A 14425-nucleotide genomic window follows, 5' to 3' on the forward strand; every position below is an offset into this window, starting at 1 on the left:
GTGATGGAAGGGGACGAGCGGGAGGACGGGGGGTGGCCGGTCCTAGAACACGGTGCCGTCGCTTTCGATGATCAGGGCTGGCGCGCCGGCTCGCAAGCGCTGTGCCAGCGCGCGCCCGGCGGCCCAGGTGCCGCCTTCGAGCACGCAGGCCAGCGGCATCTCCTCGGCGCTCGCGCCCAGCAGGCCGCGCACGCGCGGCGCCACCGCGTCGAGCAGGGCCACGGTCAGCGCGCGCCATTCGACGACGAACTCGTCGCCGACCTGCCAGGTGCCCTCGAGGAAGGCCGCGTCGCGCGGCACGATCACGCCGGTGTCCAGGAACAGGCCGCCGTTGCGGTATTCGGGCAGGCCGGTCAGCTGGTCGATGCCGCGCACCTTCACGCCGGCCCATTCGAAGGGCTCCAGCAGCGAGTAGGTCAGCCATTGCGACAGTTTGTGGAACGGCATCCAGCCGTCGGTCAGGCCCGGGCCGCGCGCCGCGCCGTGGGGCCAGCAGTCGCCCAGCGCCAGCGCCGGATCGCCCGAGCCGGTGAGGACGTCGCCGTCGAGGGCGTTGCCTGAGGGCCAGATGCGCGAGAGCGAATCCAGCAGCAGCTGCAGGATCTCCTCGGCGGAGACCTCGGCCGTCGGTGCCGCGGCCGGGCCGTAGGCGCCCACGAGGGCGTCGAACAGGCCGCCGGGGCGCGAGATGCCGTCGTGGCCGAAGATCTCCGGCTGCTGGGCCAGCGCCTCGCCGAGCCGGCGCAGCAGGGTCGTGCGGCCGGCCAGGCCGACCAGCGGATTGCCTTCGCCGACCTGGAACGCCTCGCCCAGGCGGTCGCCCACCAGCGCGCGCAGCCCGGCCGCGTCGGCCTGCAGCGGCCGCTCGGCGTCGGAGGAGAACAGGCCGGCCGTGAAGGCGTGGAAGCTGGCCACGCCCAGGCCCTCGGAGCGCGTGAAGCGCTGGCCGGTGGCGGACTCGACGTAGTGCCAGTCGGGGCCGGCGCCGGCGTCCAGGAGCACGCTCACCAGCGCCAGGTCGATCTGCGCGCGGGCGCGTTCGCGCGGCGTCGCATCCTCGCCCAGCAGGGCGTCGAGCCGGGCGCGGCGATCCACCCCGCCGGCCTCGAAATGACGCCAGCGGCTGTGGAACGGGATGCGCCCGGACGGATAGCGTTCGCGCGCCGCGTCGGCCACGGCCTGGGCGGCGGTGTCGAGCGCGTCGTCGGCGCCGATCGTGAACCAGGTGGATTCGCCACGGCGCGCGCGCGCCAGCAGCGCCGCGGCGCGCTCGCGCACGGCGCCGGCCGTGCGCAGGTAGCCGACGGCGGGGCCGGCCTGGCGGTAGTTGGGGGCGATGTCCGCGTCGACGCGCGCGGCGGGATCGGAAGTGGTCATGCGTCTGTCTCCTTGGATTGCAGGGCGGGGCTCACGTGTCGAGCCCCCGGCCCTTGGCCTTCTTGAGTTCCTCGGCGTCGGGCACCGGGCCGGGCGTGAAATAGCCGGCCGCCATCTTGGCGTCCATCTCGACGCGGGCGTCGGCCGGAATCAGGTCGTCGGGAATGTTCACGCGCTCGCCGATCTCGATGCCCGAGCCGGTGATGGCGTCGAACTTCATGTTGCTCATCGACACCAGGCGGTGGATCTTCTTGATGCCCAGCCAGTGGAAGACGTCGGGCATCAGCTCCTGGAAGCGCATGTCCTGCACGCCGGCCACGCATTCGGTGCGGGCGAAGTACTGGTCGGCGGTGTCGCCGCCGACCTGGCGCTTGCGCGCGTTGTAGACCAGGAACTTGGTGACCTCGCCGAGCGCGCGGCCTTCCTTGCGCGAATAGGCGATGAGGCCGACGCCGCCGCGCTGGGCGCCGCGGATGCATTCCTCGATGGCGTGCGTGAGGTAGGGGCGGCAGGTGCAGATGTCGGAGCCGAAGACGTCCGAGCCGTTGCACTCGTCGTGGATGCGCGCGGTCAGCTCGACCTCCGGATCGGCCAGGTCGCGCGGGTTGCCGAAGATGTAGATGGTCTGGCCGCCGATGGGCGGCAGGAACACCTCCAGGTCCGAGCGCGTGACCAGTTCCGGGTACATGCCGCCGGTCTCCTCGAACAGCGTGCGGCGCAGGTCGGTCTCCGAGCAGCCGAAGCGCCGCGCGACTTCGGGCAGGTACCACACGGGCTCGATGGCGGCCTTGGTCACCAGCGCGGCGCCGCCGGCGGTGAGGAACTTGCCGTCGGCCACCAGGCGGCCGCTCTGCAGCGCCTCGATCACCTCCGGCAGGATCACGTGCGCCTTGGTGATGGCGATGGTCGGGCGGATGTCGTAGCCGGCGGCCAGCTCGGTGGCGAAGACGTCGGCCACCAGCGCGCCCCACGGGTCGAGCGAGACGATGCGGCCCGGCTCGGTCCACTGCGGATAGGGGCCGATGGCATCGGTGGGCGAGGTGTTGGTGAGGTCGGCCTTGTGCTCGCGCTTCAGGGCACCGGCGGCGACGGCCAGTGCGCGGTAGACGCTGTAGGAGCCGCTGTGGGTGCCGATCACGTTGCGGTGCGCGCGCTTGGTGGTGGTGCCGACGACCGGACCGCGCTCAACCGGCGTGGCCGCGCCCCAGCGGATCGGCAGGGCGCCGAAGCCGCTCGAGTGCGAGGTCAGCCGGATGTGGCGCGGCGCGCTCGCCAGCGGCGCGTTGTAGGACGGGCTCAGCGAGATGGCGGCCTCCACCGGCATGGCCATGGCCGGCAGGACCGCGGCGGCATGGCCCGAGGCGTCGAAGTGGGGGGATGGGATCGCCGGGATCGGCAGTGGAACGGTGGGGGAGGAAGAATCGGAGACGGTGTCAACGGACATTGCAGGCCCTCAAAAAATGCAATGTACCGAGGGTCCACCGGCACGGCAAGCGAAGCTGTACGCCATTCGCCGTATCGCATCGATGCCGGAGCGCCGATGCGGTACGAAGGTGTTCGTCAGGAAGGCGCCTGCCGTGCCGGCTCCGGCTTCGTCGGCCAGCCCGCCAGGTGCCGCTCGGCGATGCCGGCCAGCGCGGTGATCCAGGCCGGATCGTCGTTGAGCGAGGGGATGTAGTGGAACTCGCGCCCGCCCTCGTGCAGGAACGCCTCGCGGCCTTCCATGGCGATCTCCTCCAGCGTCTCCAGGCAGTCGGCCGGGAAGCCCGGGCACATCACGTCGACGCGCCCGACCTTGGCGCGGCCGAGTTCGCGCAGGGTCGGTTCGGTGTAGGGCTCCAGCCATTTCGCGCGGCCGAAGCGCGACTGGAAGGTCACGCGATGGTCGTGCGCCGACAGGCCCAGGCGCTCGGCCAGCAGGCGCGCCGTGTTCAGGCATTGCGACTGGTAGGGGTCCCCCAGGCGGATGTTGCGCTCGGGGATGCCGTGGAAGCTCATCACCAGCTGGTCGGGACGGCCATGGCGCTGCCAGTGGGCCTGGACGCTGCGCGCCAGGGCATCGATGTAGCGCGGGTCGTCGTGGAAGTCGTTGACGAAGCGCAGTTCGGGCAGGTGGCGCTGGGTGCGCGTCCACTGGGCGACGGCGTCGATCACGCTGGCCGTGGTGGTGGCCGAATACTGCGGGTAGGCCTGCAGCACCAGCACGCGCGCCACGCCCTCGGCCTGCAGCGCGTCGAGCTGCGAGGCGATCGACGGGTTGGCGTAGCGCATCGCCGCGCGCACCGTGAGCTGGTGGCCGCGCTCGCCCAGCCAGCCGGCCAGCAGCGTCGCCTGCTTCGCCGTCCAGACCTTCAGCGGCGAGCCCTCCGGCAGCCAGATGCTGGCGTACTTGGCGGCCGACTTGGCCGGGCGCACGCGCAGGATGATCCCGTGCAGGATCAGGCACCAGACCGCGCGCGGGATCTCCACCACGCGGTGGTCGTGCAGGAACTGCGACAGGTAGGGCCGGACGGCCTGCGCCGTCGGCGCGTCGGGCGATCCGAGGTTGCACCAGAGGACGGCGGTGCGCGGTGCGGAGGAGGGGGTCGGAAGGGCGGAGGGAACGTGCGCGGCGGCGGGCGCCGGGGCTGCGGCGCGGGCGCCGGCGGGGTCGTTGGGGAGCATGCGATATTCTGCGGCATGACCTCCGAGACACCGGCGCACCCGGCCACGACCGCCACCCACGGCCTCGACATCGACCGCATCGCCGGCATCTCGCTGGACCTGGACGACACCCTGTGGCCGATCTGGCCGACCATCGAGCGGGCCGAGGTCGTGCTGCACGAATTCCTGCTGCGGGAGGCCCCGGCGACCGCCACGCTGCTGGTCGAGCCCGGCGTGCTGCGCGAATTGCGCGAGGCCACGGCCCGCGAGCGCTCCGACCTCGCCCACGACCTGAGCGCGCTGCGGCGCGAGACGATCCGCGCCGCCCTGCGCCGCGCGGGCGAGGACCCGGCCGTGGCCGACCCCGCCTTCGAGGTCTTCTTCGCCGAGCGCCAGCGCGTCGTGCTCTACGACGACGCCGCGCCGGCGCTGCAGTGGCTGAGCGAGCGCTACCCGCTGGTGGCGATCTCCAACGGCAACGCCGACATCCACCGGACCGGCGTGGGCCGCTGGTTCAAGGGCGCCTTCAGCGCCTACGTCTTCGGCAGCGCCAAGCCGCACGCGCCGATCTTCCACGCCGCCGCCGCGTCGCTCGGGCTGGCGCCGGACGCCATCCTGCACGTGGGCGACGACGCCGCGCTGGACGTCGTGGGCGCGCTGGGTGCCGGCATGCAGGCGGCCTGGCTGGCGCGCAAGCCGGGCGACGACCGCCAGCCCTGGACCTACGGCGCGCGGCCCCAGCTCGTCGTGCCCGACCTGCTCGCGCTGTGCCGGGCGCTCGGCGCGCGCTGACCGGGGCGTCCGGTCCCGCGCGATGGCCGGGCCACGGCCTCGCGCCCGTCCCGGCGCGGCGGTGCGCCGCCGCCACCGACGTCAGCCCCCGGCCAGCACCTCGCGACGCATCCGTCCCGGCGCCATGCCGTAGAGCTGCCGGAAGTGCCGGATGAAGTGCGAGGCATCGGCGAAGCCGCACTCGTAGGCGATGGCGCTGACCGGCGAGTCCGACGTGGTCAGCAGCCAGGGGCCGTACTTGAGGCGCGAGTTGCGCGGGGCGTGAGGTTCGTGACGCCCGCCACGATCGAGGCGTTCGAGGTCCGGCGCGGCCGGGTCGAGTCGGTGCGGACGGACGCCGGCGCGGTGCAGGCCGAAGCGTTCGTCGTCGCCCTGGGCGGAGCGAGCGCGCGCGTCGCGCGGCAGCTCGGCGTTCGCCTGCCCGTGTATCCGCTCAAGGGCTACAGCATCACCCTGGACGTCGATCGTCGGGCGATGACATCACCCACCGTGAGCGTGACCGACAGCGCGCGCAAGATCGTGTTCGCCGGCATCGGCTCGCGCCTGCGCGTGGCCGGCATGGCGGAACTGGTGGGCGACGACGACCGCATTCCCGCCGACCGGATCCGGACGCTGGTCGACGCCGCCCGGGCGGTCTTCCCGCGCTGTGGCGATTTCGAGGTCACACGGCCCTGGACCGGGATGAGGCCCGCCACGCCGACCGGCCTGCCCATCACGGGCCGCGTCCGTGGCGCCCCGGACAACGTCCTGTTCAACACCGGCCACGGCGCCCTGGGCTTCACCCTGGCCTTCGGGTCGGCCGTCGAACTCGCGCGGGCCATCGCGCGCCCGGCGCCGCGTTGACCCGGCCTTCGCGCCGGCGCGACCGTGGCGCTCAGCCGATGTGGAACGACTTCTGCAGGCGGAACAGGTCCTGGTTGCTGCTGACGCTCAGCTTGCGGAACGCGGCCTGCTTCTGCGAACTGATGGTCTTGATGCTGCGGACGAACTTGTGGCTGATCTCGCTGACCGACATGCCCTGGAGCAGGCAGCGCACGACCTCCATCTCGCGCGTCGACAGGCCCGCGCCTTCCAGGGCTTCGCCGCTGGGCTCGGGCGTGGCGTCGACGTCGTCGAGCGGGATGTCGGGCGTCTTGGGGTGTTTGCGCTCGCCGTGGAAACGTGCTTGCCAGGACGCGAAGCCCAGTTCGCGGATCACACCGACCAGCTTGTCCATCGAGGCGCTCTTGGACAGCACGTGGGACGCGCCGGCGCGGTACATCAGCGACATCGTGGCCGGGCTCATGTAGCCGGTGTAGATCAGCAGGCGGGTGTCGGGAAAATTGCGGCGGAATTGCTTGATGAGATTCCAGCCGTCGTTCTCGAGGCCTTCGAGCTGATATTCCACGATCACCACGTCGCAGGGAGATTCCTTGAGCAGGGCCGCGACTTCCCTGAAATCCTTGCCGGAGCCGATCCAGTTCATGTCGTATTGGGTGCGGACCTTGCATTCCAGCCCGAAGCGCACCGCCGAATGACTGTCGAGCGTGCAGATGTTGATGCGGGTGGGGCCGTCGTCCCGGACGGCTGGCATGGGCGCGACACGGGTCGTGAGGATTTTGTTGAAATCGCGTGTTTCTGACATTTCCTGCGTCCTGAAGGTTGATTCGGCGTCGCTTCCGTCGGAGTCGGATGCGGCACGACCAAGGCTAATCCCAGGCACGTCTCAGAAATCTGAAGTAATGTTTCTCAGCTTTGAAAACTTTTGCAATTGAATCAATTGTTAGGCCAATTGTTTGAATTGAACAACGCATTCTTTATTTGCTGAAAGAAATTCTATGGACAATGACCAAACACTCGGAGAAAAAGACAATTTTCCCGCGCCAAGTATATAAATCAAATGTATTAATTGTATTGAAAACCGATGTCGCCAGCCTTGAACACCGGCATGTCGCGTCCCGATCGCTAGCGGGCGACCGGCACGGCCCGGGCGGCGGCGAGGCCGCTGCGCACGGCGCCCTCCAGGGTGGCCGGATAGGGTCCGGCGACGTGGTCGCCGCAGGCGCTGATCGCTTCGGCGATGTCCCGTCCGGGCCGGCGCAGCCCGGGCGTGCAGGCGAACGTGGCCCGCTTCTCCACGATCGTGCGCAGCACGCGCAGGGCCGGCTGGCCCAGCGCGGTCCGGGCCTGCGCCAGCACCTGGCGTTCCAGGACGTCGCGCGGCGCGTCCGCCGCGCTCACGACCAGCGCGAGGCGACCGTCCGGGCCGCCCAGGACGGTCCGGTCGAAGGCGAATTGCGCCGGTGCATCGGGCGACGAGCGCAGTGCCAGCATGGGCGCGGCCAGCGGCGTCGCCCCCTCGAGGTAGACGGTGGCGATCGCCTCGAAGCGCAGCGCCTCGGCCGCGTCGGTCCAGGCCGGCGCGACGATGGCGCTGTCGCGCAGGAGCCGCACGGCGTCCCACGACGCGCTGGCGAGCACGACGTGGTCGACGTCCGTGCCTTCGACGCGCCAGCGTGCTCCGCCCGCCGCACCGCGTCCGATGACGTCCACGCGCTTTCCCCGCTGCACGGTGGCGCCCTGGTCGGCCAGCCAGGCCAGCGCCGCATCGGGCAGCAGGGCGCCGAGATCGACACGCGGGAGCAGCAGGTCGGCGCCACCCGCCTCGCCGAAGAGCGCGTCGCGCAGCACGCTCAGGAAGACCTGGCCGCTGGCCCGATCGGAGGGCGTGTTGAGGGCCGAGACGCACAGCGGATCGACCAGTTCGTCCATCGCGCGGGGCGTGAGGCCGGCGCACAGGTCGCGCACCGTCGCGTCGTCGGCGCAGCGAAAACCGTCGCGCCGCCAGCCCCAGGCGCCGCGCAGGAGCGATGCCTTGTCGCGCCAGGTCCAGCCACGCGCGGTGGCGATGCCGGCGAGCAGGTCCAGCGGGGCGGGCCAGCCGGCGGGCACGGCCAGCCCACCGCCGTCGGGCCGCCGCAGCGACAGCGGCAGGCGCAGCAGCACGGCGCGCGGATCGACGCCGACCGTGCGCATCAGCGCGAGCGTCTCGCGGTAGGCGCCGATGAGGATGTGCTGGCCGTTGTCGAGCGGCGGGCCCGACCCGGCGGCATCGCCGTCGATGCGGCGCGCGCGGCCGCCGGCGGTGCGCGCGGCTTCGAACACGGTGACGCGATGGCCCGCGCGCGTGGCCTCGACCGCGCAGGCGAGGCCGGCCCACCCGGCGCCGATCACGGCGATCCGCACGACGGCCGACCTACAGGCGCCCGAGCGCCTGCACCTGCCAGGCGAGCCAGAACTTGCGCACCGGGGTGAGGCTCACGCGCTGGTTGAGCACCTGGAAGTCGTCGCGTTCGATCTCGCGCAGCAGGGTGCGATAGATGCTGGCCATCATCAGGCCGGGCTTCTGGCTGCGCCGGTCGGCCGCCGGCAGCAACGCGAGTGCCGCGTCGTAGGCCTCGTGGGCGCGTCCGGCCTGGAACCTCATGAGCGCCACGAAGCGTTCCGAATGCACGCGGTTGAGCACCTCGTGCGCCTTGACGTCGAACTGCTGGAGTTCGTTGACCGGCAGGTAGATGCGCCCGCGCAGGGCGTCCTCGCCGACGTCGCGGATGATGTTGGTCAGCTGCAGCGCGAGGCCGAGCTGGTGCGCGTACTCGGTGGTGCGCGCGTCGGTCTGGCCGAAGATGCGCGCCGCCACTTCGCCCACCACCCCGGCCACCAGGTGGCAGTAGCGTCGCAGCGCATGGAAGTCGAGGTAGCGCGTCTGGTCGAGGTCCATCTGGCAGCCGTCGACGATCTGCTGGAGTTGCGCGGCCTCGATGCCGTGCTCGGCGGTCAGCGGCATGAGCGCCTGCATCACCGGGTGGTGCGGCTGGCCGGCGAAGGACTGGGCGATCTCGGTGCGCCACCAGGCGAGCTTGGTGGCGGCCACGCCCGGGTCGCGCACTTCGTCGACCACGTCGTCGATCTCGCGGCAGAAGGCGTAGAAAGCGGTGATCGCGGCACGGCGCGGCTTGGGCAGGAACAGGAACGCGTAATAGAAGCTGCTGCCCGAGGCGGCCGCCTTGTCCTGCACGTACTGGTCGGGATTCATCGGAGCGGATGCGCGGTCGTCGTGGTCATGGGACCGATTGTCTCCCCATCCACAGCGCGCGCCAGGCCAGGCGCGGGACATCGCCCTTTCCGATGGTGGGCCGGTGGGAGAAGCTGTCGAATCCCCGTGCCTCGATCTTGTCGAGGATCCGCAGCCCGCCCTGGATCACCACCCGCAGTTCCCAGCCGGCACGCCCGGGCAGCCGGTGGACCAGGGGCGCCCCTTCTTGGAGCATCGCGCGTGCCCAGGCCACCTCGCGCGCGACGAGCGCCAGCGCGGCCGCGCTCGGCGCATCGGCGCCCAGGGGACGAAAACGCTCGAAATCGTCGGGCCCGACGCCGCATGCCTTGCAGTCCGACAGCGGCAGGTAGTACCGGTCGCGCGGCAGGTCGACGCTGGGGTCCTGCCAGAAATTGACCAGTTGCAGGCCACTGCACACGGCGTCGCTGTGTGCGAGCGACGTTGCGTCGTCGATGCCGTGGAGGTGCAGCAGCAGTCGCCCGATGGGATTGGCGGAACGCCGGCAGTAGTCCAGCAGTTCGGCGCGGTCGGCGTACCGGTGTCCCTTGCGCGTGTGGACGATGTCCTGGGCGAAGGCGTGCAGGAGGTCGGCCAGCAGCGCTTCGCTCAGCCCGAAATGCTTCATCGCATGCGCGAGCGGTCCGAACACCTGCGGCCAGCGCGATGCCGGGTCGACCGCGCCACGGGCCGCGGACGCCAGCTCGGCACGGAAGTCGCGCAGGTCGGCCAGGCGCGGCGCGGGACCGGCATCGCCCTCGTCGGCGATGTCGTCGGCCGTGCGTGCGAAGCCGTAGATGGCCGCGATCGGGGCCCGGAGCCGGGGCGGGCAGAGCCACGACGCGACGGGGAAGTTTTCGTAATGGGTGGGCGGCTCGGCGAGGGTCGGCGGCGCTGCCGGCGTGGCGGCGGGCGCCGGGGAGGGGGAAAAGGGGGAGGACACGCCCCGGATTGTCGGAGCAGTTGCCGCGGTCCGGGTGCGCGGCGTCGTGCCGGGCCGACCCGGTCGGCCTGGATTGACAGTGATTGGCGCTTGTCCTAGATTACTAACCGTTCGGTCATTAGTGGCCTTCCGTGCACGACGAGGTGGTCCATGACCGTGTTTCCCCCCCATCCGATGGCTTTGTCGAGCGGCGCCGCGTGGCTGCTGGTGTCGATGGCCGTACTGCTTGCGGGCTGTTCGCGTCCGGCGCCCGTCGAGGAGCCGGTGCGTGCCGTCAAGGTCCAGGCCGTCGCCGTCAGCGGCATCGAGACCGCGCCCGAATTCTCCGCCGAGGTGCGCGCGCGCATCGAGTCGCAACTGGGCTTCCGGGTCGCCGGGAAGATCCTGCGCCGCCAGGCCGAACTCGGCCAGCACGTGCGCGCGGGCGATGTGCTCGCCCAGCTCGATCCTCAGGACCTGCGGCTCGCCGCCGAGGCCGCGCGCGCGCAGCAGGCGGCCGCGCTCACCAACCGGGACCTGGCGGCGGCCGACCTGCAGCGCTATCGCGAGCTGCGCGCGCGCAACTTCATCAGCAGTGCGGAACTCGAGCGCCGCGAATCCACCTGGAAGGCGGCGCAGGCGCAGTTCGACCAGGCCCGGGCGCAGTCGGCCGCCCAGGGCAACCAGGCCGCCTACGCCACGCTCGCGGCCGACGTGGCCGGCATCGTCACGGCCGTGGACGCCCAGCCGGGCCAGGTGGTCTCCGCGGGCACCCCGGTCGTGCGCATCGCCCAGGATGGCGCGCGCGACGTCGTGTTCGCGGTGCCGGAGGACCGCGCCGCGCTGATGCGGCCGGGCTCGCCCGTGGCCGTGCGCGGCTGGGCCGGCGGCGACGAGATCGAGGGTCGCGTGCGCGAGGTCGCGGGCAGCGCCGATCCCGTCACCCGCACCTACACCGTCAAGGTCGCGATCGACGCGGCCGGTGCGCCCGCGCTGGGTGCCACGGTCTATGCCAGGCCACGGGCGCTGGCGCGCGCCGACGCGCCGGTGCTCAAGCTGCCCACCAGCGCCCTGCGCCAGGAAGGCGCCGGCAGCGCCGTCTGGGTGCTGGACCGCCCGACGATGACGGTGCGCTCGCAGCCGGTGCAGGTGGCCACGGCCGACGGCAACCAGGCGGTGATCGCGTCCGGGCTGAAGCCGGGCGAACTGGTGGTGGTCGCCGGCGTGCATGTGCTGTCGCCGGGACAGAAGGTGTCGATCTACCAGGACCGGCTCGCGGCCGGCGCGGCAGGCGCGGCGACGGCGGCTCCACCGGCGGCGGCGCCCGTGCCCGTGCCCGCAACCACGGCGGTGCGTTGAGGGCCGCACGATGACCGATCCCGGCGCCTCCCGCGATGCCGCGACCCCCGATGGGGGGAGCGGCGCGAACGCATCCCGATCCGGCTTCAACCTGTCGCGCTGGGCGCTGGAGCATGCCGCCCTCACGCGCTACCTGATGGTGGCGCTGATGGTGCTGGGCTTCGCGGCCTATTTCCAGCTCGGCCAGGACGAGGACCCGCCCTTCACGTTCCGGGTGATGGCCGTGCGCACCCTGTGGCCCGGCGCCACCGCCCAGCAGGTCGCGGAACAGGTGACCGACAAGCTCGAGCGCACCCTGCAGGAAGTGCCCTACGCCTACCGCATCCGCAGCTACTCCAAGCCCGGCGAGTCGCAGATCATCTTCGAGATCAAGGATTCGTCGAAGGCCAGCGAGGTGGCCGGCGTCTGGTACGCGGTGCGCAAGAAGATCGGCGACATGCGCGCCACGCTGCCCGGCGGCGTCGTGGGGCCGTTCTTCAACGACGAGTTCGGCGACGTCTACGGCGTGATCTACGCGCTGCAGACCGACGGCTTCTCGCCCGCCGAGGTCAAGACCTTCGCCGACGACGTGCGTCAGCGCCTGCTGCGCGTGAAGGACGTCGCCAAGGTCGAGCAGTTCGGCGTGCAGGACGAGCGGATCTTCGTCGAGGTCTCCCAGAAGCGCGTGGCGCAACTCGGCCTGGACTTCAACGCCGTGCTGCAGCAGATCGGCGCGCAGAACGCCGTGGAGAGCGCCGGTGCCATCCAGTCGCCGCAGGACGTGGTGCAGGTGCGCGTGGCCGGCCAGTTCACCAGCGTCGAGCAGCTGCGCGAGATGCCCATCCGCGGCAGTTCCGGCAACCAGCTGCGCCTGGGCGACATCGCGACCATCAGGCGCGGCACGGTCGACCCGCCCGTCACCAAGGTGCGCCACCAGGGCGGCGAGGTGGTGGCGCTGGGCGTGTCCATGACCAAGGGCGGCGACATCATCGCGCTGGGCAAGGCGCTGCGCACGGCGGTGGCGGACATCCAGCGCAACCTGCCCGCGGGCGCGACGCTCGCGCAGGTGCAGGACCAGCCCGTCGCCGTGGCGTCGTCGGTCAACGAGTTCGTGCACGTGCTGATCGAGGCGGTGGCGATCGTGCTGGCCGTGAGCTTCATCGCGCTGGGCCTGCACCGGGGCGGGCGCTTCGGCTGGACCATCGACGTGCGTCCGGGCCTGGTGGTGGCCATCACCATTCCGCTGGTGCTGGCCGTCACCTTCCTGGCCATGGACTACTTCGGCATCGGCCTGCACAAGGTGTCGCTGGGCTCGCTCATCATCGCGCTGGGGCTGCTGGTGGACGACGCCATCATCGCGGTCGAGATGATGGTGCGGAAGATGGAGGAGGGCTACGACAAGGTGCGCGCGGCCACCTTCGCCTACGACGTCACAGCCAAGCCGATGCTGACCGGCACGCTGATCACGGCGGCGGGCTTCCTGCCCATCGGCATCGCCCGGTCGGTGACGGGCGAATACACCTTCGCGATCTTCGCGGTCACGGTGATCGCACTGGTGCTGTCGTGGATCGTGTCGGTCTACTTCGTGCCCTACCTGGGCACCCTGCTGCTCAAGGTGAAGCCGCACGACCCCGACGCGCCACCGCACGAGATGTTCGACTCGCGCTTCTACAACGGCTTCCGCCGTGCCGTGGACGCGTGCATCACGCACCGCTGGATCACGATCGGCGCGACGCTGGCGATCTTCGCGCTGGGCCTCGTCGGCATGGGGCGGGTGCAGCAGCAGTTCTTCCCGGACTCCAGCCGCCCGGAGGTGCTGGTCGAACTGTGGTTTCCGGAAGGGACGTCGTTCGCGGCCAACGAGGAGGTCGTCAAGCGCGTCGAGCGGCGCGTCATGGCCGAGACCGCCGTGGCCTCGGTCACGACCTGGGTCGGCAACGGCGTGCCGCGCTTCTACCTGCCGCTCGACCAGATCTTCCCGCAGAGCAACGTCTCGCAGATGATCGTGCTGGCCAAGGACCTGAAGCAGCGCGAGGCGCTGCGCACGGCGCTGCCGGCCATCCTGGCCCAGGAATTTCCCGAGGTACGTGGTCGCGCCCGGCTGCTGCCCAACGGGCCACCGGTGGCCTACCCGGTGCAGTTCCGCGTCGTCGGCCCCGACCCCGCCCAGTTGCGCCAGCGTGCCGACGAGGTCAAGGCGCTGATGCGGGAGAACACCCACACGCGCGGCGTCAACGACAACTGGAACGAGTCGGTGAAGGTGGTGCGTCTGGAGGTCGATCAGGCCAAGGCACGAGCGCTGGGCGTGACCAGCCAGGCCATCGCGCAGGCCTCGCGCACCATGTTCAGCGGCACCACGGTCGGCCAGTACCGCGAGGGCGACCGGCTCATCGACATCGTGCTGCGCCAGTCGCCCGACGAGCGCGGCGAGATCTCCGACATCGGCAGCGCCTACCTGCCCACCGCGTCGGGACGCTCGATCCCGCTGCTGCAGATCGCGCGGCCGGTCTTCACCTGGGAGTCGGGCGTGATGTGGCGCCAGAACCGCGACTACGCCATCACCGTGCAGGGCGACATCGCCGAGGGCATGCAGGGCGCCACCGTCACCGGCGAACTCGAACCCGCCCTGCGCGCGCTCGAGGTGCGCTGGCACGCGCAGGGCCAGGGCGCCTACCGCATCGAGGTCGCCGGCGCGGTCGAGGAGAGCAGCAAGGGCTCCGACTCGATCGTCGCGGGCGTGCCGATCATGCTGTTCCTGGTCTTCACGCTGCTGATGCTCCAGCTCCACAGCTTCAGCCGCGCGCTGCTCGTGTTCATGACCGGGCCCCTGGGCATCGCGGGCGTGGCCGCGGCGCTGCTGATCCTGGACCGGCCATTCGGCTTCGTGGCGCTGCTCGGGGTGATCGCGCTGATGGGCATGATCCAGCGCAACTCCGTCATCCTGATCGACCAGATCGAGAGCGACCGTGCCGCCGGCGTGCCGGCCTGGGACGCGATCGTCGAGTCCGCCGTGCGGCGCCTGCGGCCGATCGTGCTGACGGCCGCGGCGGCCGTGCTGGCGATGATCCCGCTGTCGCGCAGCGTCTTCTGGGGGCCGATGGCCGTGGCCATCATGGGCGGGCTGATCGTGGCCACCGCGCTGACCCTGCTGGCGCTGCCGGCGATGTACGCCGCCGCGTTCCGCGTCCGACGCGATCCGGAGGGACCCGCGGTTCGCGTCTAAAATACGCGGTTGCCGATTTCGAACGGGTGGTCTGCAT

11 protein-coding genes and 1 pseudogene are annotated in these 14425 nt (G+C 71.2%); 4 read left to right on the forward strand and 8 right to left on the reverse strand.

The window, feature by feature from the left end:
* Positions 1-42 precede the first annotated feature (42 nt).
* The 3 genes from NF681_09345 to hemH form a co-directional block, all read right to left on the reverse strand.
* Positions 43-1377: a URC4/urg3 family protein gene (locus tag NF681_09345; protein UST55356.1), complete on the reverse strand. Its 1335-nt coding sequence runs from the start codon at positions 1375-1377 to the stop codon at positions 43-45.
* A gap of 31 nt (positions 1378-1408) precedes the next feature.
* Positions 1409-2701, reverse strand: a complete 1293-nt coding sequence (locus NF681_09350) for a GTP cyclohydrolase II (protein UST55726.1) — start codon at positions 2699-2701, stop codon at positions 1409-1411.
* A gap of 236 nt (positions 2702-2937) precedes the next feature.
* Entirely contained in the window at positions 2938-4041 is a 1104-nt protein-coding gene (gene hemH / locus NF681_09355; protein ID UST55357.1) for a ferrochelatase, read from the reverse strand.
* 15 nt (positions 4042-4056) lie between these two features.
* On the opposite strand from hemH, the gene NF681_09360 reads away from it, so the two are divergent.
* Positions 4057-4812 carry an HAD-IA family hydrolase gene (locus NF681_09360; protein ID UST55358.1) on the forward strand — a complete coding sequence of 252 codons (756 nt, stop codon included), beginning with the start codon at positions 4057-4059 and terminating at the stop codon, positions 4810-4812.
* An 81-nt stretch (positions 4813-4893) separates the two neighbouring features.
* On the opposite strand, the gene NF681_09365 is transcribed toward NF681_09360, so the two are convergent.
* Positions 4894-5004, reverse strand: coding sequence for a helix-turn-helix domain-containing protein (locus NF681_09365; GenBank protein ID UST55727.1), 111 nt, complete (start codon positions 5002-5004; stop codon positions 4894-4896).
* 54 nt (positions 5005-5058) lie between these two features.
* On the opposite strand from NF681_09365, the pseudogene NF681_09370 reads away from it, so the two are divergent.
* Positions 5059-5655 (forward strand): annotated as a pseudogene (locus NF681_09370) (FAD-dependent oxidoreductase).
* 31 nt (positions 5656-5686) lie between these two features.
* Here NF681_09370 and NF681_09375 read toward each other — a convergent pair.
* From NF681_09375 to hpnC, 4 genes are all read right to left on the reverse strand, one after another.
* Positions 5687-6385, reverse strand: coding sequence for a response regulator transcription factor (locus NF681_09375; GenBank protein ID UST55359.1), 699 nt, complete (start codon positions 6383-6385; stop codon positions 5687-5689).
* Between the two features lie 371 nt (positions 6386-6756).
* Positions 6757-8037 (reverse strand): hydroxysqualene dehydroxylase HpnE, encoded by a 1281-nt coding sequence (gene hpnE / locus NF681_09380; GenBank protein UST55360.1) that lies wholly within the window; start codon positions 8035-8037, stop codon positions 6757-6759.
* Positions 8038-8047: 10 nt separating this feature from the next.
* Positions 8048-8887, reverse strand: coding sequence for a presqualene diphosphate synthase HpnD (gene hpnD / locus NF681_09385; GenBank protein UST55361.1), 840 nt, complete (start codon positions 8885-8887; stop codon positions 8048-8050).
* Positions 8888-8912: 25 nt separating this feature from the next.
* Positions 8913-9848 carry a squalene synthase HpnC gene (gene hpnC, locus NF681_09390; protein ID UST55362.1) on the reverse strand — a complete coding sequence of 312 codons (936 nt, stop codon included), beginning with the start codon at positions 9846-9848 and terminating at the stop codon, positions 8913-8915.
* A 150-nt stretch (positions 9849-9998) separates the two neighbouring features.
* Here hpnC and NF681_09395 point away from each other — a divergent pair, with 150 nt between their 5' ends.
* Together NF681_09395 and NF681_09400 are read left to right on the forward strand one after the other, a co-directional pair.
* The gene (locus tag NF681_09395; protein UST55363.1) at positions 9999-11186 is read left to right on the forward strand and encodes an efflux RND transporter periplasmic adaptor subunit; all 1188 of its coding nucleotides are present in this window, start codon (positions 9999-10001) and stop codon (positions 11184-11186) included.
* A 136-nt stretch (positions 11187-11322) separates the two neighbouring features.
* On the forward strand, positions 11323-14388 hold the full coding sequence (locus tag NF681_09400; protein UST55728.1) for an efflux RND transporter permease subunit: 3066 nt from the start codon (positions 11323-11325) through the stop codon (positions 14386-14388).
* The last annotated feature ends 37 nt before the right edge of the window (positions 14389-14425 follow it).

The organism is Comamonadaceae bacterium OTU4NAUVB1, from assembly GCA_024372625.1.
Lineage (GTDB): Bacteria > Pseudomonadota > Gammaproteobacteria > Burkholderiales > Burkholderiaceae_C > Variovorax.